This window comes from Streptomyces sp. NPDC031554, assembly GCF_055580685.1.
Window position 1 is genome coordinate 430,994 of record NZ_JBVIKX010000002.1, and the last position, 20,350, is coordinate 451,343.

At 73.2% G+C, this 20,350-nt stretch carries 16 protein-coding genes; 14 read left to right on the forward strand and 2 right to left on the reverse strand.

Going from position 1 to position 20,350, the window contains the following annotated elements; all coding sequences use genetic code 11:
• Window positions 1-940: 940 nt before the first annotated feature.
• The 6 genes from ACZ5FU_RS07360 (at window position 941) to ACZ5FU_RS07385 (ending at window position 5,789) form a co-directional block, all read left to right on the forward strand.
• Window positions 941-1,426 carry a transposase gene (locus tag ACZ5FU_RS07360; protein ID WP_468644245.1) on the forward strand — a complete coding sequence of 162 codons (486 nt, stop codon included), beginning with the start codon at window positions 941-943 and terminating at the stop codon, window positions 1,424-1,426.
• A 32-nt stretch (window positions 1,427-1,458) separates the two neighbouring features.
• Window positions 1,459-2,760, forward strand: a complete 1,302-nt coding sequence (gene pcaDC, locus ACZ5FU_RS07365; RefSeq protein WP_468644247.1) for a bifunctional 3-oxoadipate enol-lactonase/4-carboxymuconolactone decarboxylase PcaDC — start codon at window positions 1,459-1,461, stop codon at window positions 2,758-2,760.
• A gap of 94 nt (window positions 2,761-2,854) precedes the next feature.
• Window positions 2,855-3,490 carry an MBL fold metallo-hydrolase gene (locus ACZ5FU_RS07370; protein ID WP_468644430.1) on the forward strand — a complete coding sequence of 212 codons (636 nt, stop codon included), beginning with the start codon at window positions 2,855-2,857 and terminating at the stop codon, window positions 3,488-3,490.
• Between the two features lie 39 nt (window positions 3,491-3,529).
• Window positions 3,530-4,309, forward strand: a complete 780-nt coding sequence (locus ACZ5FU_RS07375) for an exodeoxyribonuclease III (protein WP_451776824.1) — start codon at window positions 3,530-3,532, stop codon at window positions 4,307-4,309.
• Between the two features lie 135 nt (window positions 4,310-4,444).
• Window positions 4,445-4,867, forward strand: coding sequence for a DUF6278 family protein (locus ACZ5FU_RS07380; protein ID WP_451776822.1), 423 nt, complete (start codon window positions 4,445-4,447; stop codon window positions 4,865-4,867).
• 178 nt (window positions 4,868-5,045) lie between these two features.
• Window positions 5,046-5,789: an amino acid ABC transporter ATP-binding protein gene (locus ACZ5FU_RS07385; RefSeq protein WP_451776819.1), complete on the forward strand. Its 744-nt coding sequence runs from the start codon at window positions 5,046-5,048 to the stop codon at window positions 5,787-5,789.
• 313 nt (window positions 5,790-6,102) lie between these two features.
• Here ACZ5FU_RS07385 and ACZ5FU_RS07390 read toward each other — a convergent pair whose 3' ends face one another.
• Window positions 6,103-6,864: a hypothetical protein gene (locus tag ACZ5FU_RS07390; RefSeq protein WP_451527226.1), complete on the reverse strand. Its 762-nt coding sequence runs from the start codon at window positions 6,862-6,864 to the stop codon at window positions 6,103-6,105.
• 142 nt (window positions 6,865-7,006) lie between these two features.
• Here ACZ5FU_RS07390 and ggt point away from each other — a divergent pair, with 142 nt between their 5' ends.
• Window positions 7,007-8,857, forward strand: coding sequence for a gamma-glutamyltransferase (gene ggt, locus ACZ5FU_RS07395; RefSeq protein ID WP_451776816.1), 1,851 nt, complete (start codon window positions 7,007-7,009; stop codon window positions 8,855-8,857).
• Window positions 8,858-8,972: 115 nt separating this feature from the next.
• On the opposite strand, the gene ACZ5FU_RS07400 is transcribed toward ggt, so the two are convergent.
• Complete coding sequence (locus ACZ5FU_RS07400; protein WP_451776814.1) at window positions 8,973-11,534, reverse strand: ATP-dependent Clp protease ATP-binding subunit; 2,562 nt, start codon at window positions 11,532-11,534, stop codon at window positions 8,973-8,975.
• A gap of 348 nt (window positions 11,535-11,882) precedes the next feature.
• Here ACZ5FU_RS07400 and ACZ5FU_RS07405 point away from each other — a divergent pair, with 348 nt between their 5' ends.
• The 7 genes from ACZ5FU_RS07405 (at window position 11,883) to hydA (ending at window position 20,346) form a co-directional block, all read left to right on the forward strand.
• Entirely contained in the window at window positions 11,883-12,200 is a 318-nt protein-coding gene (locus tag ACZ5FU_RS07405; RefSeq protein WP_451527229.1) for a helix-turn-helix domain-containing protein, read from the forward strand.
• Window positions 12,201-12,361: 161 nt separating this feature from the next.
• Window positions 12,362-13,816: a hypothetical protein gene (locus ACZ5FU_RS07410; protein WP_451776812.1), complete on the forward strand. Its 1,455-nt coding sequence runs from the start codon at window positions 12,362-12,364 to the stop codon at window positions 13,814-13,816.
• 184 nt (window positions 13,817-14,000) lie between these two features.
• Window positions 14,001-14,843 carry a nitrilase-related carbon-nitrogen hydrolase gene (locus ACZ5FU_RS07415; protein ID WP_451527231.1) on the forward strand — a complete coding sequence of 281 codons (843 nt, stop codon included), beginning with the start codon at window positions 14,001-14,003 and terminating at the stop codon, window positions 14,841-14,843.
• The gene (locus ACZ5FU_RS07420; protein ID WP_451527232.1) at window positions 14,840-16,150 is read left to right on the forward strand and encodes an aspartate aminotransferase family protein; all 1,311 of its coding nucleotides are present in this window, start codon (window positions 14,840-14,842) and stop codon (window positions 16,148-16,150) included. The genes ACZ5FU_RS07415 and ACZ5FU_RS07420 overlap by 4 nt, the downstream gene beginning before the upstream one ends.
• Before the next feature lie 17 nt (window positions 16,151-16,167).
• On the forward strand, window positions 16,168-17,754 hold the full coding sequence (locus ACZ5FU_RS07425; RefSeq protein WP_451527233.1) for a PucR family transcriptional regulator: 1,587 nt from the start codon (window positions 16,168-16,170) through the stop codon (window positions 17,752-17,754).
• Between the two features lie 258 nt (window positions 17,755-18,012).
• Window positions 18,013-18,855, forward strand: coding sequence for a nitrilase-related carbon-nitrogen hydrolase (locus ACZ5FU_RS07430; protein WP_451527234.1), 843 nt, complete (start codon window positions 18,013-18,015; stop codon window positions 18,853-18,855).
• Between the two features lie 87 nt (window positions 18,856-18,942).
• The gene (gene hydA / locus ACZ5FU_RS07435; RefSeq protein ID WP_468834459.1) at window positions 18,943-20,346 is read left to right on the forward strand and encodes a dihydropyrimidinase; all 1,404 of its coding nucleotides are present in this window, start codon (window positions 18,943-18,945) and stop codon (window positions 20,344-20,346) included.
• Window positions 20,347-20,350 lie beyond the last annotated feature (4 nt).

Genomic DNA, 20,350 nt, shown 5'->3' on the forward strand with positions numbered 1-20,350 from the left:
GGGGCGCCCCAGCTCCCCCAGTCGTGTAGTTGGGGCGGGCGGGGGGGGGGCGGGGGGGCTTGGCCCCGCGGGGTTTGCGTAGGGCGTCCCCGGGGGGGGGGGGGCGGGGCCCCCCCCCCCCGCTTCCTGGTCCTCAAGGTGCTTGACGCGGTACGCCTCCGCGTACCGGATGCGGGCTTGTTCCATGGCGGCTTCCCCACGCATGCGCTTCTGGCGTGCCGCTTCGGCCTCGTCCTGGTGGCCGCGCTCGGCGGCTTGGCCGCGAAGGGTTGCCTCCTGTGCGATCCGAGCTGCTCTTCGGGGGCCGGGAAGGCCGGCCCATTCGCTCGCCCGGTGTGGTTGGCCGCCGCTGAGGATGAAGCGGAGGCGTCCGGATGGGGTGTGGTCGAAGCGGGGGATCCTGATCCATGAGTGCTTCTTGGCGTCGGCGAGCTCCTTCTCGGTGGCGACGTGCTCGGTCCGGTCCTGCTCCTGGAGGACGAGGAACCCCACGGTCCGGCCCTGTGCGGTGATGGTGAAGTGAGGATGTGCCGTGCGGCGGCGATGAGCCGGGGACGCGTGGCCGGTCTGCCCGGCCGAGCAGGTGTGTCCTTCGGCCTCGGCGGCGGTGATCGGTGCCTGGATGAGCCGGAGAGCGCGTCCTTGGACGGGCTTGGTCAGTCAGGCCGAGCGGCCGGCGTTCGTTCTGCATGGCCCGGATGACGGTGTGCGGCCGAGTGAGCCGGGCGGGCACGGGGACGGGTTCGAGGACGGCAAGACGCCGGGCGGAGATGTCGACGAGCTTGATCTCGTATCCGTCGCGCCACCGGTTTCCCTGTCCTCATCCGTGCAGATCCGTAGCTGAGGGAGGAACTCGCCGGGCTGGTCAACGCAGAACTCTTCCGCACCTGCGCCGGGCTCGTCGACGACAGCCTGAACCACGAGGCCGGCGAGGGGGGCGGTGCTCCATGCCACCCGCGTCACCCCGGGACTCCTGGCCCGGTGCATCGGGCAGCTCGGCGAAGAGATCCAGAACCTGCAAGGCCGCCTGACCCGGCTGGTGGAGCGCCACGCTCCGCAGCTGCTCGAGGTGGTGGGCATCGGTCGGGACACAGCCGTCACTTTGCTGATCACGATCGGGGACAGCCTGGAACGCGTGGGCAGTGAGGAGTCGTCCGCGGCGCTGTGCGGGGTCAGCCCGGTCGAGCGTTCCTCGGGCAGTCGGCGGTACCGTCGCCTCGACCGCGGCGGTGACCGGCAAGCGAACGCGGCCCTGCGCCGGATCGTGCAGACCCGCCTGCGTGTCGCCCCGCGCACCCAGGACCACGACGAACGCCGCAGCAAGGAGGGCAAGACCCGACGCGAGATGGGCCGAAGCCTCAAGCGCTGCACCGCCCGGGAGGTCTTCCACCTGGTCAGACCTGTGCGGCCGCAACCCTCGTTATAGGGGCGGTCGTGAGACGTGAGAAGGTCTGGGGCGTGAGCGAGACACCACCGAACACCCTGCAATACCGCTTCGACGGGCCAGAAGACGCTCCGGTTCTGATCCTGGGGCCCTCTCTGGGCACCACCTGGCACATGTGGGACCGGCAGGTTCCCGAACTGGCGCAGCAATGGCGGATCTTCCGGTTCGACCTGCCCGGTCACGGCGGTGCGCCGGCCTATCCGGCGGGTTCCGTGAGCGACCTCGCCGAGCGGCTGCTCGCCACGCTCGACGCGCTCGGCGTGCAGCGCTTCGGCTACGCGGGCTGCGCGCTCGGCGGCGCGGTCGGTGTGGAGCTGGCGCTGCGTCACCCCGAGCGGGTCGCCTCGCTCGCGCTGATCGCGGCCTCGCCGCGGTTCGGCACGGCGGACGAGTTCCGGCAGCGGGGGGTGATCGTGCGGACCAACGGCCTCGACCCCATCGCCCGCACCTCGCCCGACCGCTGGTTCACCAGCGGCTTCGCCGCCGCCCAGCCCGCGATCACCGAGTGGGCCGTACAGATGGTGCGCACCACCGACCCCGGCTGCTACATCGCGGCCTGCGAGGCGCTCGCCTCGTTCGACGTACGGGCCGAACTCGGCATGGTCGGCGTGCCCACGCTGGTCCTCGTCGGCTCGGACGACCAGGTCACCGGTCCCGCCGAGGCCCGCACGCTCGTCGCGGGCATCCCGGACGCCCGGCTCGCCGTCGTCCCCGGCGCCTCCCACCTGGTGCCGGTCGAACAGCCCGCCGCCGTCACCGACCTGCTGGTCCGGCACTTCTCCACCGCCTGGCAGCCGGTGTACGAGCACACCACGGGCCAGACCGCCGCTCCCGGCGTCTCCCTCCGTCCGGTGCAGCCCGTGCCGCCGCAGGCCGCACCGATCGCCGAGATCGCGCCCGCCCCCGTGGCCGTGCCCCCGCAGGCCACGGGCCGCCCCGACCGGTACGACGCCGGGCTGAAGGTGCGGCGCGAGGTCCTCGGCGACGCCCACGTCGACCGGGTGCTGGCGCAGGCCGACGACTTCTCGGCCGACTTCCAGGAGCTGATCACCCGTTACTCCTGGGGCGAGATCTGGGACCGCCCCGGTCTCGACCGGCGTTCGCGCTCCTGCATCACCCTGACGGCGCTGGTGGCCGGCGGGCACCTCGACGAACTGGCCGCCCACACCCGCGCCGCCCTGCGCAACGGCCTCACCCCGGACGAGATCAAGGAGGTGCTGCTCCAGACGGCGGTCTACTGCGGTGTGCCCGCCGCGAACAGCGCGTTCCGCGTGGCGCAGCAGGTCATCCGGGAGGAGACGACACCCACCGAGTGAGCGGGCCGCCCGGCGGAGGCAGGATGGACCCATGACGCCCACCACCCCCGAGACGCCCGGGTCCCCCGGGACCTCCACGACGCCCCCGGCTCCCTTGAGGCTCACGAAGAAGTCGCACGCCTGCGTCCGCCTGGAGAAGGACGGCCGCACGCTCGTCCTCGACCCGGGCGGGTTCACCGAGGCGGACGCCGCGCTGGGCGCGGACGCGATCCTGGTCACGCACGAGCATCCCGACCACTTCAGCGAGGAGCGGCTGCGGGCGGCCCTGGAGGCCGACCCGGCCACCGAGATCTGGACCCTCCGGTCGGTCGCGGAGAAGATCGCGAGCGCCTTCCCGGGACGCGTCCACACCGTCGGTCACGGGGACGCGTTCACGGCGGCGGGCTTCGACGTCCAGGTGCACGGCGAGCTGCACGCCGTGATCCACCCGGACCTGCCGCGCGTCACCAACGTCGGCTTCCTGGTCGACGGCGGCCGCGTCTTCCACCCCGGCGACGCCCTCACCGTCCCCGACCGGCCGGTGGAGACGCTCCTCGCCCCGGTCATGGCCCCCTGGAACAAGATCTCCGAGGTCATCGAGTACGTCAGGGAGGTGAGGCCGCGGCGGGTCTACGACATCCACGACGCCCTCCTCACCGACCTCGCCCGCCCGATCTACGACACCCATCTGGGCAATCTCGGCGGCGCGGACCACCAGCGGCTGGCGCCGGGGGCGTCGGCGCTGATCTGAGCGACGCCGTTGTCGGACCCTGCGGGTAAGTTGTCGTCCATGCGCATCGCGACGTGGAACGTGAACTCGATCACCGCCCGCCTGCCGAGGCTCCTGGCCTGGCTGGAGAGCAGCGGCACCGACGTGCTCTGCCTCCAGGAGGCGAAGGTCGCCGAGGCCCAGTTCCCGTTCGACCAGCTGCGCGAGCTGGGCTACGAGGCGGCGGTCAACGCCACCGGGCGGTGGAACGGGGTGGCGGTGCTCTCCCGGGTCGGCCTCGCGGACGTGGTCAAGGGCCTGCCCGACGATCCGGGGTACGAGGGCGCCGTCGAGCCCCGCGCGGTCTCCGCGACCTGTGGTCCGGTCCGCGTCTGGTCGGTCTACGTCCCCAACGGCCGGGAGGTGGACCACCCGCACTACGCCTACAAGCTGCGGTGGTTCGAGGCCCTCAGGGCCGCCGTCGCCGGCGACGCGGGAGGCGGCCGCCCCTTCGCCGTGCTGGGCGACTACAACGTGGCACCGACCGACGACGACGTGTTCGACACGGCCGTCTTCGAGGGCTCCACCCACGTCACCCCCGCCGAGCGCGCCGCCCTCGCCTCCCTGCGCGGGACGGGCCTCTCCGACGTCGTCCCGCGCCCCCTGAAGTACGACCACCCGTTCACCTACTGGGACTACCGCCAGCTCGGCTTCCCCAAGAACCGCGGCATGCGCATCGACCTGGTCTACGGCAACGCACCCTTCGCCAAGGCCGTGAAGGACTCCTACGTCGACCGCGAGGAGCGCAAGGGCAAGGGCGCCTCGGACCACGCACCGGTCGTCGTCGACCTCGACCTCTAGGCTCTCTCGCCGGGGCCGGACCGGATCACGCCGCGGACGCGGGGGAGGGGGCCGGCCGTCCGCGGCCGCCCCGGCCGCTCCCGGCCGTCCGCGCGCCTGTGGTGCGCACCTCGGTGTGAATGTCACGCTGGGCTTATGAACATCCCTTTCCTGGGCATCAGGCGCAAGAAGCACGCCGAGGCGACGCTGACCGCCGTGGACCCCGAAGGGGTCGCCGAACTCCTCTCCGAGTGCGAGCTGCTGCGCACCCTGGCGGAGCGGGAGGGCATCCGGCTCGACGACACACCGGCCTCGTTGGAGGCGCTCGACCAGCTGCTGCCGCGCTGGCGCGACGACGAGGAGATCCTGTCCTGGCTCGGCAACGACGCGGGCCTCTACCTCGGCACGGTCATCGTGCGCACCGTCCCCGGCGCAGCCTGGGAGGTCTGGCCCGGCGGTCAGCCCGTCGTACGACTGGCCTCGGGCCGGGAGTTCGACGTGGTGACGGCCGGACAGGAGTGGGCCGTGAACGGCGTCCCGGAACTGTCCCAGCACTACGGCGAGGTGGCCGAGGTCTGAGGCGCCCGGCGGAGGCCGGAGGAGGGGGCCGGGGTGGAGGGGCGGGACCGATGTGGGTGATATTTCGCATGGAGAGTAAATACGGCTAATCCAAGGAAGATGCGTGTCGCGGCTTTTGGTCCGTTTTGTCTGGATAGTTTGCGGCAGCACGGACAGCCGAGAGTGAGTGGGACTGCGCATGGCCGTCGATCCGTTGATCGAGCTGCGTGACGTCAACAAGTACTTCGGGGAGCTGCATGTCCTCCAGGACATCGACCTCACGGTCGACAAGGGGGAGGTGGTCGTGGTCATCGGCCCGTCGGGATCGGGCAAGTCGACGCTCTGCCGGGTGATCAACCGGCTGGAGCCCATCCGGTCCGGCACGATCCTGCTGGACGGCAGACCGCTGCCGGCGGAGGGGAGGGAGCTGGCCCGGCTGCGCGCCGACGTCGGCATGGTCTTCCAGTCGTTCAACCTGTTCGCGCACAGGACCGTGCTGCAGAACGTGATGCTGGGCCAGATCAAGGTCCGCAAGGCCGACAAGGAGAAGGCCGAGGAGAAAGCCCGTGCCCTGCTCGACCGCGTCGGCGTGGCCGGCCAGGCCGACAAGTACCCCGCCCAGCTCTCCGGCGGCCAGCAGCAGCGCGTGGCCATCGCCCGGGCCCTCGCCATGGAACCCAAGGCGCTGCTGTTCGACGAGCCGACCTCCGCCCTGGACCCGGAGATGATCAACGAGGTGCTGGAGGTCATGCAGCAGCTCGCCCGGGACGGCATGACCATGATCGTCGTCACCCATGAGATGGGATTCGCCCGGTCGGCCGCGAACCGCGTGGTGTTCATGGCCGACGGCCGCATCGTCGAGGACCGCGACCCCGAGGGATTCTTCACCGATCCGCGCAGCGACCGGGCCAGGGAGTTCCTCTCCAAGATCCTCAAGCACTAGGGCCCGTGCCCGCCCACCATGACCCCCGGACGGACCTCGTCTAGGATGGGCCGTTCGTCCGGGCCGCAGGGGCAGCACTCGAGGAGCCATACCCGCCCGGCGCCGGCCGGAGATCACTGTTCGCACGGCGGAAGCGACCCGTACGACGGGCCGTCCGCCGGTGAGGAGAAGGTCAGCCGCGCGCCGGACGGGTTGTGCTCGTCGGGGAGCGGGCCGAGCGGGTCCGACGGCCCGCGGCCGGCCGGCGCCCCGCCGGGGCGCCGTGCGCAACGGCCCCCGGACCACGCCGAACGGCCCGCCCGCACACGGGACTTCAGGTGGCGCGGTGCGAGGTGCGGGGGGAGAGGGACTGCGCGGGCAGCGGCGTCTGGGCCGCCCGCGTCACGTCGGCGACCAGTTCCACCACGTCGGGGCCGTACGCCTGGGAGTTGACGACCTTCAGCAGCAGCACGAAGGAGTTGTTCCCGTGCTTGCGGTGCAGGCGCTCGTGGTTGCGGGCCAGATAGCGGGTGGCGGCCTGGTTGGTGATCGCGCGCTGGCCGCAGAAGAGGAACACCGGCCGGGCGTCCCGGCGTTGGGCGCCGGTGAGTCGGGCCAGCAGCACGTACTCGGTGACGCCCGCCTCCAGCCGGTGGCGTTCGGTGCCTATCTGGAACGCGCCCCGGTCCGGGCCCGGTTCGGCATCGACGTTGACCCGTACACCGGGCAGCATGGCCGACATGTGCGCCAGCATGCGCCGGTTGGAGGCGGGGCCGCCGACGCAGAACTCGGTGCGCTCGCCGAAGCCCTGCTGGGCCGCGTCCTGCATGACCATCTGGACGTTGGCGCCGCAGTCCTTGATCAGCGCGGACAGCTCCAGGAGCGCGAAGACGTCGAAGCGGTGGACCGCCGGCTCCGAGGTCGCCGGGTCGCGGTTGACGACGAGCAGGCACTCCGAGTTGTCCGGCAGCCCGAAGAAGGCCTGTTTGCGCCGGAGTCTGCGCCGCCAGAGGTAGGTGCGGGCCACCCAGCCGAGCGCGGCACTGACACCGGCCGCGACCACACCCAGAACGATGTTGCGCACGTCGTCATTCATGGGCGCGCATAGTAGTGGGGTCCCATGGCCGGAACGTACCCGTGTCCTTCGTGTGGCAGTCGTACGACACTGCCCGGAAGGGGCTGTCGGGGCCCGGGCGTTGTGGTTACGCTGCGCGGACGTTCCCGGACTGGAGGTACGGATGCGTCGCCCTGTCACGCGTGAACCGTCGGCCGTGCGGAGACTGTCGGCCGTGCGGAGACTGTCGGTCCTGGCGGTCTCGGCCGCGATGGTCTCGGTGGGGGCGGCGGCGCCGCCCGCCGCCGGGAAGCCGGCCGCCGAGAAGGCGCCGGCCGAGAAGGTGCCCGTCGCCGTGGGCTACGGCGGCGCCGTGGCCAGCGTCGACGCGGACGCCTCCGCGGCCGGTATCGAGGTGCTGCGCAAGGGCGGCAACGCGGTCGACGCGGCCGTCGCCACCGCCGCCGCCCTCGGCGTCACCGAGCCCTACTCCTCCGGCATCGGCGGAGGCGGCTACTTCGTCTACTACGACGCCGGGTCCCGCACCGTGCGCACGATCGACGGCCGGGAGACCGCGCCGCTGACCGCCGACGCGGACCTCTTCGTCGAGAACGGCAAACCCCTCGCCTTCGCCGACGCCGTCAGCAGCGGCCTCGCCGTCGGCACCCCGGGCACGCCCGCCACCTGGGCGACGGCCCTCGACCGGTGGGGCAGCAGGAAGCTCGGCACCGTCCTGAAGCCCGCCGAACGCCTCGCCCGCGACGGCTTCACCGTCGACGCCACCTTCCGCAGCCAGACCGCCGCCAACGAGACCCGCTTCCGCCACTTCCCCGACACCGCCGAGCTGTTCCTGCCCGGCGGGCGACTCCCGGTCGTGGGCTCGACCTTCAAGAACCCCGACCTCGCCCGCACCTACGCCCAGCTGGGACGCGAGGGAGTCGGCGCGCTCTACCGGGGCGACATCGCCGAGGACATCGTCGACACCGTCGACAAGCCTCCCGTGGACCCGGCTTCGGGCTGGAACGCCCGGCCCGGCGACCTGTCCGCGAAGGACCTCGCCGCCTACCGCGCCAAGCTCCAGGCACCCAGCGAGACCACCTACCGCGGCCTCGGCGTGTACTCCATCGCGCCCTCCTCCTCCGGCGGCACCACCGTCGGCGAGGCACTCAACATCCTGGAGCGCACCGACCTGTCCGCGGCGAGCCAGGACAGGTACCTGCACCGGTTCATCGAGGCCAGCCGCATCGCCTTCGCCGACCGCGGCCGCTGGGTCGGCGACCCCGCCTTCGAGGACGTACCGGCGAAGGAGCTGCTGTCGCAGCGGTACGCCGACTCGCGGGAGTGCCTGATCGAGGACGACGCGGTGCTGACCAGCCCCCTCGCGCCGGGCGACCCGCGCCACCCGGCGGGCTGCGCGGGCGGCGGCACGGCGGCACCGACGACGTACGAGGGCGAGAACACCACCCACCTGACGGTCGCCGACAAGTGGGGGAACGTCGTCTCCTACACGCTCACCATCGAACAGACCGGCGGCAGCGGCATCACCGTCCCCGGCCGCGGGTTCCTCCTCAACAACGAGCTGACGGACTTCTCCTTCGCCCCGGCGAACCCGGCCGTGCACGACCCGAACCTGCCCGGTCCGGGGAAGCGGCCGCGCTCGTCGATCTCGCCGACCATCGTCCTCGACCGGTACCACCGCCCGGTGGTCGCCCTCGGTTCACCCGGCGGCGCGACCATCATCACCACCGTGCTCCAGACCCTCACCGGGTTCCTCGACCGCGGGCTCCCGCTCGTGGACGCCATCGCGGCCCCCCGCGCCAGCCAGCGCAACGCCGCCCAGACGGAACTCGAACCCGGCCTCTACGGCAGCGACCTGGCCGGCCGGCTGGAGGCACTCGGGCACTCGTTCAGGCTCAACCCGGAGATCGGCGCCACGACCGGCGTGCAGCGGCTGCCGAACGGCAAGTGGCTGGCGGCGGCCGAGACCGTGCGGCGGGGCGGCGGTTCGGCGCAGGTGGTGCGGCCGGCGCCGTAGGACGCCGACGGCACCGCGCCGTGCGCCTCGTGCCGGTCGTGCGCCTCGTGCCGTGAGCCGCCGCCCGCCGACTCCGGGCGGCGGCCTCACCGTCCGGAGTCGGCGGGCGGCTGCCTCACTGGCCGGGAACGGGTGGCTCGTCACCGTCCGGGAGCGGGCGGCTCGTGCGGAACGCGAGCCGCCCGTCCTCGACGTCGACCGTCAGGGCGGCGCCCTCCCGGACCCGTCCGTCGAGCAGCAGCCGCGACAACCGGTTGTCGACCTCGCGCTGGATGGTGCGGCGCAGCGGGCGGGCGCCGTACTCGGGCTGGTAACCGCGCTCGGCGAGCCAGTCGACGGCGGCGTCGGAGAACCGCACGGTGATGCCCTGCGACTGCACCAGCCGGCGGGTCCCCTCCAGCAACAGGTCGGTGATGCGCCGCAGCTGGTCGGTGCTGAGCTGGCGGAAGACGACGATCTCGTCGATGCGGTTGAGGAACTCCGGCCGGAAGTGCTCACGCAGCGGGCGCAGGATCTGCTCCCGGCGCGCCTCCTCGTCCGCGTCCGCGCCGCCGGACCCGAAGCCGATGCCGGCACCGCGCCGCGTGATCGCCTCCGAACCCAGGTTGCTGGTCATCACGATCACCGTGTTGGTGAAGTCGACCGTGCGGCCCTGCGCGTCGGTCAGCCGCCCGTCGTCGAGGACCTGGAGCAGGATGTTGAAGACGTCCGGGTGGGCCTTCTCCACCTCGTCGAGCAGCAGCAGCGAGTACGGGTGCCGCCGCACCGCCTCGGTCAGCTGGCCCGCCTCCTCGTGGCCGACGTAACCGGGCGGGGCGCCCACCAGACGGCTCACGGTGTGCCGCTCCTGGTACTCGCTCATGTCCAGGCGGACCATCCGCTCCTCGCTGCCGAACAGCGCCTCGGCGAGCGCCCGGGCCAGCTCGGTCTTGCCGACGCCGGTCGGGCCGAGGAACAGGAAGCTGCCGATCGGCCGGTGCGGGCTCGACAGCCCGGCCCGCGAGCGCAGCACCGCGTCCGCGACGACCCGTACGGCCTCGTCCTGGCCGACGACCCGCTCGTGCAGGTGCTGCTCCAGGCCGAGCAGCCGGTCCTTCTCCTCCTGGGTGAGACTGGCGACGGGGATGCCGGTCTGCCGGGAGACGACCTCGGCGACGGCCTCCGCGGTGACCTCCAGGTGCTGGCCCTCGTCGACCTCGTCGCCCCCGGCCGCCTCCGCCATCCGCTGCCTCAGCTCGACGATGCGGTCCCGCAGCCGGGTGGCCTGCTCGTACTGCTCGTCGGCCGCCGCCTGGTCCTTGTCACGGACGAGCTGATCGACCTCGCGCTCCATGGCGCGCACGTCCGTGCCCTTCGTGCGGGCCCCCAGCCGGACCCGGGCGCCCGCCTGGTCGATGAGGTCGATGGCCTTGTCGGGCAGCCGCCGGTCGGTGAGGTAGCGGTCCGACAGCTCCACGGCCGCCACCAGCGCCTCGTCGGCGTAGCGGACCTGGTGGTGGGCCTCGTACCGGTCGCGCAGACCGCGCAGGATCTCGATCGCGTCCGCGGCCGACGGCTCCGGCACCAGGATCGGCTGGAACCGGCGGGCCAGCGCCGCGTCCTTCTCGATCCGCCGGTACTCCTCCAGCGTCGTGGCGCCCACGACGTGCAGCTCACCGCGGGCCAGGGCCGGCTTGAGGATGTTGCCCGCGTCCATCGAGCCGCCCTCACCGCCGCCGCCCGCGCCCACGACCGTGTGCAGCTCGTCGATGAACACGATGAGCCGGTCGGAGTGCTCGCGGATCTCGTTCACGATGGCGTTGAGGCGCTCCTCGAAGTCGCCCCGGTAACGGGTGCCCGCCACCACGCCGGTCAGGTCCAGGGCGACGACCCGGCGCTCGGCCAGCACGTCCGGCACGTCGCCGTCGGTGATGCGCTGGGCGAGCCCCTCCACGACGGCGGTCTTGCCGACCCCCGCGTCACCGATCAGCACGGGATTGTTCTTGCCGCGCCGGGACAGCACCTCGATCGTCTGCTCGATCTCGTCGTCCCGGCCGATCACCGGGTCGATACGGCCCTGGCGCGCCAGGTCGGTGAGATCCCGGCCGTACTTGTCCAGGGTGGGCGTCGAGGTGGACCGCTGCCGTTCCTGGCGGGACTGCGGGGGCATGGTGTCCGCGGGCTCGGACGGGCCGGGGGAGGGCGCGAAGCGGGCCGCGTTGAGGATGTGCCCGGCGGCGGAGTCCGGGTTCGCGGCGAGCGCGCTCAGCACGTGCTCGGGGCCGATGTAGCCGGTGCCGCGCGAGCGCGCCAGGTCGTGGGCGTCCAGCAGGGCCCGTTTGGCGGCCGGCGTCAGCGACAGCGAGGTGGGCGGCGGCACCTCGCCCGGCGGGTGCTGCACGGGGCCCGAGCGCTCGTCGATCTCCGTCGCGAGGGAGTCGGGGTCCGCCCCGGCGCGGCTGAGCAGACTGCGCGTCGGCTCCGCCGCGAGGGCGGCGCGCAACAGGTGCTCGGTGTCCAGGTCGCGGCTGCCGTGCTCGGCGGCGTACTGGGCGGCGCCGCGGACCAGTTCCCTGGCCGGCTGACTGAGGAGCTGGCCGATGTTGATCTGGCGGGGGCCGGGGCGGGGCCCGCCGAAGAAGCGGGCCAGGAATTCGCCGAAGGGGTCCCCCTCCGGGCCGATGTAGCCGCTGGTCATGGCGTTCCGTTTCCATCGACTGCGTTGCCGGTGCCGACGAGTCTCCTGTCCGTGCCGGGCCATACCACGATGACACGTTCCCTTTGGGGCGGCATGTCCTGCCTCGCCCCTCGTCCGGTCCGGGGGCCGGGGGCGGCTCCGGGACGGCTCGGGGTGGCTCCGGGACGGCTCGGGGTGGCTCCGGGGTGGTCCGGGACGGCTTCGGAGGTGGCCTGCCGCACGGCCGTCGGGGGCCGCACGGCCGTCGGGCCCGCGCGACGGCCCGGCCCGCCTCGTGCACGGCGTCGGCCGGCGGGCCCGTCCTCGGTTCCACCCCTCCAATTACTATACCGGTATTAGAATGGACGCATGGTACGCACCCCGCTGACCCCCGAAGAGCGCGAGCGCGGCGAGCGGCTCGGCGCCCTGCTCCGCGAGGCCCGCGGCGGCCGCAGCATGGCCGTGATCGCCGCGGGCGCCGGCATCTCCGCCGAGACGCTCCGCAAGATCGAGACCGGGCGGGCGCCGACGCCGGCCTTCTTCACCGTCGCCGCCCTCGCCCGTGCGCTCGGCCTGTCCATGGACGAACTGGCGGCGCGGTGCGCCCTCGTGGCGGTCCCGCGGGGAGACGCGGCCGGTGCGGGAGGCGCGGCGGACCCGGTCGGCCGGGTCGGCCGGGTCGCCTGAGGGGCCGTCCGTCGCCCCGGGGGGCCGCTCCGCCGACCGCGCCGGCCGGCCGGAACGGCGGGGGATTCCCGCGTCTTCTCCGAAAACTCCCCGTAGCCGCGCCGTAACACGCATGGTGTTCCCTACGGACCGGAGTGTTCCGGTCGGGCGGGAGCTGGACGATGACTTTGGATCAACTCCCAGGGCGAATGAGGGAGTTCGCGAACCACCTGGACGCACTGCTGGCGCGCCTGGACCAGGGAGCCGGCTGGTGCGCGGTCTTCTGGCAGCGCGACCCGGACGGTATGCGGGCCTGCCTCGACGGCCGTGAGGTGCCGCCCTGGGACGTCGTGGAGGCCCTCCTGCAGGACCTCGCCGCGCACTACGGCGCCACCGCCGCCGCCCGGGAGGCGGAACGGGCCCGGCCCCTGCACGCCGCCGCCCTGGCCGCCCAGGACGCCCGCCCCGGCGCCCGCGACGCCCTCCGGGACCGGCTCGACGTCATGCTCCGCGAACAGCGCCACGCCGCGGACCGGCAGGCCGGGCTGAGCCGTCTCCTCACCGCCGCGGCCACCCGCGAGGAGGCCGAGGCCGCCCGCCTCGACCTCGCCTGGGCCCACGACGACCACGAACGGGCCACCGCCCGCTGCGCCGAACTCCGCCGCCGCATGGCCGACGTCGACCGACGCGCGGGCACCGACGCCGGCGCCCGCGCCGAGGACCCCCGACTCCCGCACCCCGAGCCCGCCCCGTACTCCGAGCCGGCCGCGCACCCCGAGCCCGTCCCGGCCGCCTCCGCGGCCGGCGGCCTTCACGAGGCACCGCCCGCGCAGCGGGCTCCCGCCGCCTCCGCCGCCCGCGAGCCCGGCCCGGACGGCACCGTCCCCGCCCTCGTCCCCGGCCGGCGCAAGCGCCGCCGGGGCGGTGCGCGGTTCGCCGGGGCGGCCGAGGAGGAGGCCGCCCCCGTCGCCGTACCGCCCGCCGCGGGGGCACCGGCACCGGTGCCCGCGCCGCGTGCCCGCCGCACCCCGCGCGGTGCCCGGTTCGCCGGGGCCGCCGCCGAGGAGCCGCGCGGCCTGCCCGGTCCGTCGGCCGGACCGGTGGACGCGACGGCCCGCGCGGAGACCGCCGAGGCGGTGCGACGGCTGATCCGGCTGCGCGCCGAGGGCCGCAGCGGCGAGGCGCACGTGCTGCTCGTCGAGCTGGCGCACTGGCCCGCCGCCCGCATCCCGCTGCTCGCCGAGGACCTTCAGCGGTCCGGGCTCACCGCCGACTGGACGACCCTGATGTGGGAGGCGGCCTCGCTGCCCGCCGACCGGCTCGTCGCCGCGGCGGACGCCCTGGTGGGGGCGGGCCGTACGGCCGACGGCGAGCAGATCCTGCGACAGGGCGTCGCCCGCCCGGCCGGCGAGACGGGAGAGGCCGTCGGCGTCCTGGTGGCCGAGGGCCGCCGCCGTGAGGCCCGGGCGCTGCTGGACGCCTGCGTCCGCGTCCGCACCCCCGAGGAGGCGGCCCGCGTCGTCGCCCCCGACCCGCCGCTCCTGGTCCCGCTGCTGCTGGAGGCGGCCCGCGGCGTGTCGGAGGAGCGGCACTGGGACCTGGTGCACGCCCTGCGGGTCGCCGGCTTCACGGCCTGAGCCGCGGCCCCGCCGGTACGCCGTACGCCCCGGGACTCACCCACCGGAGTGTGAAACGCGATCGACTCCGCGGGTTAACGACGATGGTCTTGGCAAGCCCGTCCCGGAGGCTTACGTTCGTCCCTCTACGGCCCGCTTCTACGGGCGTAGAGGGCTCTGACGTCTTCCGTCGAAGGAGCAGCTCATGGCCAACGTCGTACGTGCCGCCCTGGTCCAGGCCACCTGGACCGGCGACACCGAGTCCATGGTGGCGAAACACGAGGAGCACGCCCGCGAGGCGGCCCGGCAGGGCGCGCGGATCATCGGTTTCCAGGAGGTCTTCAACGCCCCCTACTTCTGCCAGGTCCAGGAGCCGGAGCACTACCGCTGGGCCGAGCGGGTCCCCGACGGGCCGACCGTGCGCCGCATGCGGGAGCTGGCCCGCGAGACGGGCATGGTGATCGTCGTCCCGGTCTTCGAGGTCGAGCAGTCCGGCTTCTACTACAACACCGCGGCCGTGATCGACGCCGACGGCTCCTACCTCGGCAAGTACCGCAAGCACCACATCCCGCAGGTGAAGGGCTTCTGGGAGAAGTACTACTTCCGGCCCGGCAACCTCGGCTGGCCGGTCTTCGACACCGCCGCCGGCAAGGTCGGCGTCTACATCTGCTACGACCGCCACTTCCCCGAGGGCTGGCGCCAGCTCGGCCTCGGCGGCGCCCAGCTGGTCTACAACCCGTCCGCCACCCACCGCGGGCTCTCCGCCCACCTGTGGCGGCTCGAACAGCCCGCGGCCGCCGTGGCCAACGAGTACTTCGTCGCCGCCATCAACCGGGTCGGCGTCGAGGAGTACGGCGACAACGACTTCTACGGCACGTCCTACTTCGTCGACCCGCGCGGACAGTTCGTCGGCGGGACCGCCGGCGACAAGGACGAGGAACTCCTCGTCCGCGACCTCGACCTCGACCTCGTCGAGGAGGTGCGGCGGACCTGGGCCTTCTACCGCGACCGCCGCCCCGACGCCTACGAAGGGCTGGTGCGGCCGTGAACGACCTGTACGCCCGCCACCGCCGGGTCCTGCCGGACTGGCTCGCGCTCTACTACGACCGGCCGCTGGAGATCACCCACGGCGAGGGCCGCCACGTGTGGGACGCCGAGGGGAACCGGTACCTCGACTTCTTCGGCGGCATCCTCACGACCATGACCGCGCACGCGCTGCCCGAGGTCACCAAGGCGGTGAGCGAGCAGGCCGGACGGATCATCCACTCCTCCACGCTCTACCTCGACCGCCCGATGGTCGAACTCGCCGAGCGCGTCGCCCGGCTGAGCGGCGTCCCGGACGCCCGCGTCTTCTTCACCACCTCCGGCACCGAGGCCAACGACACCGCCCTGCTGCTCGCCACCACCCACCGGCGCAGCAACACGGTCCTGGCCATGCGCAACAGCTACCACGGCCGTTCCTTCAGCGCCGTCGGCATCACCGGGAACCGCGGCTGGTCGCCCACCTCGCTGTCCCCGCTGCAGACGCTGTACGTCCACGGCGGCGTGCGCACCCGCGGCCCGTACGCCGCGCTCGACGACGACGCCTTCGTCGCGGCCTGCGTCGAGGACCTGAAGGACCTGCTCGGCCACACCCGCCCGCCCGCCGCCCTGATCGCCGAGCCGATCCAGGGCGTCGGCGGCTTCACGTCCCCGCCCGACGGGCTGTACGCGGCGTTCCGGGAGGTCCTGGACGCGCACGGGATCCTGTGGATCGCCGACGAGGTGCAGACCGGCTGGGGCCGCACCGGCGACCACTTCTGGGGCTGGCAGGCGCACGACCGCAACGGCCCGCCCGACATCGTGACCTTCGCCAAGGGCATCGGCAACGGCATGTCCGTCGGCGGGGTGATCGCCCGCTCCGAGATCATGAACTGCCTCGACGCCAACAGCATCTCCACCTTCGGCGGCACCCAGGTCACCATGGCCGCCGGTCTCGCCAACCTCACCCACCTGCTGGAGCACGACCTCCAGGGCAACGCCCGGCGGGTCGGCGGACTGCTCATCGAGCGGCTGCGGGCCGCCGCCGCCCAGGACCCGGGCGTACGGGAGGTGCGCGGGCGCGGGCTGATGATCGGCATCGAGCTGACCCGGCCCGGCACCGACCTCGCCGACCCCGACCGGGCCGCCGCCGTCCTGGAGGCCGCCCGCGCCGGGGGCCTGCTGATCGGCAAGGGCGGCGGCCACGGCACCAGCGCCCTGCGCATCGCCCCGCCCCTGTCCCTGACCGTCGCGGAGGCCGAGGAGGGCGCCGCGATCCTCGACGGCGCGCTGAGAAGCACGCGGTGGCACCCGAGCGCGCACAGCGGCGCCTGAGCCGAGGGAACCACGCCATGACCACCACCACCCGGGAGCACCCGGGGCCCGCCGAGCCCCTGGAACCCCTCCTGTCGGTCCGTCAGGTCCTCGCGCTGGAACGCGTACTGGCCGGGGAGCCCGAGGTGGTGGCCGGCGCGGCCCAGCTCGACCGGCCCGTGCGCTGGGTGCACGTCGCCGAGGCCGCCGACGTCGGCGTGATGCTCAGCGGCGGCGAGATGGTCCTCACCACCGGAGTGCTCCTCGCCGGCGACGAGGACGCGCAGGCCGAGTACATCCGCTCACTGCACCGGGCGGAGGCAGCCGCCGTCGTGCTCGGTCTCGGCCGGGCCTTCCCCGCCGCGCCGGACAGGATGCGGCGCGCCGCCGAACGGTGCGGCCTGCCCATGGTCGTCCTGCACCGCCCCTTCCCCTTCGCGGAACTCACCGAGGAGGTCCAGGCGCGGCTGGTGCGGCGGAAGTTCGCCGCCGTCAGCCTCTCCGAGGCCGTGCGCACCGCGCTCACCGCGCTCATCACCGCCGGTGCGCCGCTGCAGCACCTGCTCGACGAGATCGCCCACCACACCGGCTGTCCCGTCGTCGTCACCAACCTCGCCCACCGGGTCCTCGCCACCGCGGGGGAGCGGTCCGCGGTCGACGACGTGCTGCGCGACTGGGAACGCATCGCCCGGCAGGCCGGCGGCAGCGAGGGCGACGGCTGGATCCGCGCCGAACTGGGCGGACGCGGCGAACGCTGGGGCCGGATCGTGCTCTGCGGCTACCGCGGCGACACCGCCGGCGGGCGGCTGCTCGCCGACCGGGCCGCCGAGGCCCTCGTCCTGCACCGCATGCTCGGCGGCACCTCCGCCCGCTCCTGGGAGGAACAGTCCGCGCAGGGCCTCGTCACCGACCTGGTCTCCGGCGTCGTGGCGGCCCGCCACCTGCTGCCCCGGGCCCGGGCGGCAGGCCTGCCGGTCAACCGGCGCACCTTCGTCCCGCTGGTGGTCCGCGACGGCGACCGCGCCCGGCTGGAGCGGATGCTGCGCCTGCTGGGCATGGCCGGCCTGGTCGCCGAACTCGCCGACGGGGCCACCGCCGTCCTGCTCAGCCTGGCCCGGGACCAGGACGCCCAGGCGCTCACCGCGCACTTCGCGGCCCGGCTGCGCACCGAGTCCGGGGAGGGCGGCACCGTCGTGGCCGCCGCGGCCCCCCGCACCGCCTGGGACGACGTACCCGCCGGGCTGCGCGAGGCCCGGCACGTCGCCGACGCCGTCGCCGACTCCTCCGACGTCCTCGACCTGCCGGCCGTCGTCCGCCTCAAGGACGTCCGTCTGCGGGGACTGATACGGCTGTTGCGGGACGACCCGCACGTCCAGGCCTTCGCCGAGAGGGAACTGGACGGGCTGCTGTGCGCGGCCGGCGACGACCTGCTCGCCGTCCTGCGCACCTACCTCGCCACCGGCCGCAACAAGTCCCGCACCGCCCTGCTCCACCACGTCTCACGGCCCGCTCTGTACCGGCGGCTGGAGGCGATCCAGGTGCGGCTCGGCGTGGACCTCGACGACTTCGAGCAGGCCGCGTCGGTGCACATCGCCCTCCTCGCGCACGACGCGCAGCAGGCGTGAGCCGGGCCGCGGCGGCCGGTCCCCGCCGCACCCGCGGCGGGCCGGACGGCGCGGCGCACCACTGACGGGAAAGGCCGGCCCGCCCGGCGCGCAACAGGAGTGGAACATCCGACGACCTGGGAGAACGGTGGTGAAACATGTGCCGGCGAGGTCGTGACACGGTGGCACGCCGGACGCCCCCGGACGTGACACGGTGCACCTCAAAGCCCGCTCGCGGACTTCCTAGGCTCCTCGCACACCGAGCGACCGGAGGTCCCGATGAGCCAAGTGGTCCGAGCCGCCGTCTTCCAGACCGCGTGGACCGGCGACAAGGAGTCGATGATCCGGGTGCACGAGCAGGCGGTGCGCGACGCGGCCGCCCAGGGCGCCCAGGTCCTCTGCTTCCAGGAGCTGTTCTACGGCCCCTACTTCTGCCAGGTCCAGGATCCGGCGTTCTACGAGTACGCCGAGCGGATCCCCGAGGGCCCGATCGTCGAGAGGTTCCGGGCCCTGGCCCGCGAGCACGGCATCGTCCTGGTGCTGCCGATGTACGAGGAGGAGCAGCCCGGCGTCCTCTACAACACCGCCGCGGTGATCGACGCCGACGGCTCCTACCTCGGCAAGTACCGCAAGCACCACATCCCGCAGGTGAAGGGCTTCTGGGAGAAGTTCTACTTCCGTCCCGGCAACGCCGGCTGGCCGGTCTTCGACACCGCCGCCGGCAGGATCGGCGTCTACATCTGCTACGACCGCCACTTCCCCGAGGGCTGGCGCGCCCTCGGCCTGGAGGGCGCCGAGATCGTCTTCAACCCGTCCGCCACCTCGCGCGGCCTGTCCGCCTACCTGTGGCAGCTGGAGCAGCCGGCCGCGGCCGTGGCCAACGAGTACTTCGTCGGCGCGATCAACCGGGTCGGCGTCGAGGAACTGGGCGACAACGACTTCTACGGGACCTCGTACTTCGTGGACCCCGAGGCGCAGTTCGTCGGCGAGGTGGCGAGCGACAAGGAGAGCGAACTCGTCGTCCGCGACCTGGACATGGCCACACTGCGCGAGGTCCGCGACCGCTGGCAGTTCTACCGGGACCGCCGCCCGGAGGCGTACGGCCCGCTGACCGCCCCGTAGCCGGCCGCCGCCGGTCCGGTGCACGGGCCCGGACCGGCGGCGGCCTTCGGGCACGACACACGTGTTGAACACGGCAGGAGAGGGAGCATGAGCAGCCGAACCGTCATCCGGGGTGGCCTCGTCGTCACCGCGTCCGACGAGATCCACGCCGACGTCCTGATCGAGGACGGCCGTATCGCCGCCCTCGCCGCCTCCGGCACCCCGGCCGCCGAGGCCTGGACGGCCGAGCGGGTCATCGACGCCACCGGGAAGTACGTCATCCCGGGCGGGGTCGACGTCCACACCCACATGGAGCTGCCGTTCGGCGGCACCTTCGCCTCCGACACCTTCGAGACCGGCACCCGCGCGGCCGCCTGGGGCGGCACCACGACGATCGTCGACTTCGCGGTGCAGAGCGTCGGCCGCACCCTGCGCGAGGGCCTGGACACCTGGCACGCCAAGGCCGAGGGCAACTGCGCGATCGACTACGGCTTCCACATGATCGTCTCCGACGTGAACCAGGAGACGCTCAAGGAGATGGACCTGCTGGTGGAGGAGGGCGTGACCTCCTTCAAGCAGTTCATGGCGTACCCGGGCGTCTTCTACAGCGACGACGGCCAGATCCTGCGCGCCATGCAGCGCTCCGCCGAGAACGGCGGCCTGATCATGATGCACGCGGAGAACGGCATCGCCATCGACGTCCTGGTCGAGCAGGCCCTCGCGCGCGGCGAGACCGACCCCCGCCACCACGGCGAGGTGCGCAAGGCGCTGCTGGAGGCCGAGGCGACCCACCGGGCCATCAGGCTCGCGCAGGTCGCCGGCGCGCCGCTGTACGTGGTGCACGTCTCGGCGATGGAGGCGGTCGCGGAACTGGCCCGGGCGCGCGACGAGGGGCTCGACGTCTTCGGCGAGACCTGTCCGCAGTACCTGTTCCTGTCGACGGACAACCTCGCCGAACCGGACTTCGAGGGCTCGAAGTACGTGTGCAGCACCCCGCTGCGGCCCAAGGCGCACCAGGCCAAGCTGTGGCAGGGCCTGCGCACCGACGACCTCCAGGTGGTCTCCACCGACCACTGCCCCTTCTGCTTCACGGGCCAGAAGGAGCTGGGCCGGGGCGACTTCTCCAAGATCCCCAACGGTCTGCCGGGCGTCGAGAACCGCATGGACCTGCTCCACCAGGCCGTCGTCGACGGGCACATCAGCCGCCGCCGCTGGATCGAGATCGCCTGCGCCGCCCCGGCGCGCATGTTCGGCATGTACCCGAAGAAGGGCACCATCGCCCCGGGCGCCGACGCGGACGTCGTGATCTACGACCCGCACGCGGAGCAGACCGTCTCCGCCGTGACCCACCACATGAACGTCGACTACTCGGCGTACGAGGGCAGGCGGATCACCGGCCGCGTCGAGACGGTCCTCTCCCGGGGTGAGCCCGTCGTCACCGAGCGGGAGTACACCGGGCGCGCCGGTCACGGCGCCTACATCCCGCGCTCCACCTGTCAGTACCTCAACTAGGAGT

Bases quoted from the DNA above. Each gene is read 5' to 3' on its own strand.
- ACZ5FU_RS07415 (WP_451527231.1), top strand. From the start codon at position 14,001: ATGGCCAACGTCGTACGTGCCGCCCTGGTCCAGGCCACCTGGACCGGC.
- ACZ5FU_RS07410 (WP_451776812.1), top strand. From the start codon at position 12,362: ATGACTTTGGATCAACTCCCAGGGCGAATGAGGGAGTTCGCGAACCAC.
- ACZ5FU_RS07375 (WP_451776824.1), top strand. From the start codon at position 3,530: ATGCGCATCGCGACGTGGAACGTGAACTCGATCACCGCCCGCCTGCCG.
- ACZ5FU_RS07425 (WP_451527233.1), top strand. From the start codon at position 16,168: ATGACCACCACCACCCGGGAGCACCCGGGGCCCGCCGAGCCCCTGGAA.
- ACZ5FU_RS07380 (WP_451776822.1), top strand. From the start codon at position 4,445: ATGAACATCCCTTTCCTGGGCATCAGGCGCAAGAAGCACGCCGAGGCG.
- ACZ5FU_RS07400 (WP_451776814.1), bottom strand. From the start codon at position 11,534: ATGACCAGCGGCTACATCGGCCCGGAGGGGGACCCCTTCGGCGAATTC.
- hydA (WP_468834459.1), top strand. From the start codon at position 18,943: ATGAGCAGCCGAACCGTCATCCGGGGTGGCCTCGTCGTCACCGCGTCC.
- ACZ5FU_RS07405 (WP_451527229.1), top strand. From the start codon at position 11,883: ATGGTACGCACCCCGCTGACCCCCGAAGAGCGCGAGCGCGGCGAGCGG.
- ACZ5FU_RS07430 (WP_451527234.1), top strand. From the start codon at position 18,013: ATGAGCCAAGTGGTCCGAGCCGCCGTCTTCCAGACCGCGTGGACCGGC.
- ggt (WP_451776816.1), top strand. From the start codon at position 7,007: ATGCGTCGCCCTGTCACGCGTGAACCGTCGGCCGTGCGGAGACTGTCG.
- ACZ5FU_RS07390 (WP_451527226.1), bottom strand. From the start codon at position 6,864: ATGAATGACGACGTGCGCAACATCGTTCTGGGTGTGGTCGCGGCCGGT.
- ACZ5FU_RS07385 (WP_451776819.1), top strand. From the start codon at position 5,046: ATGGCCGTCGATCCGTTGATCGAGCTGCGTGACGTCAACAAGTACTTC.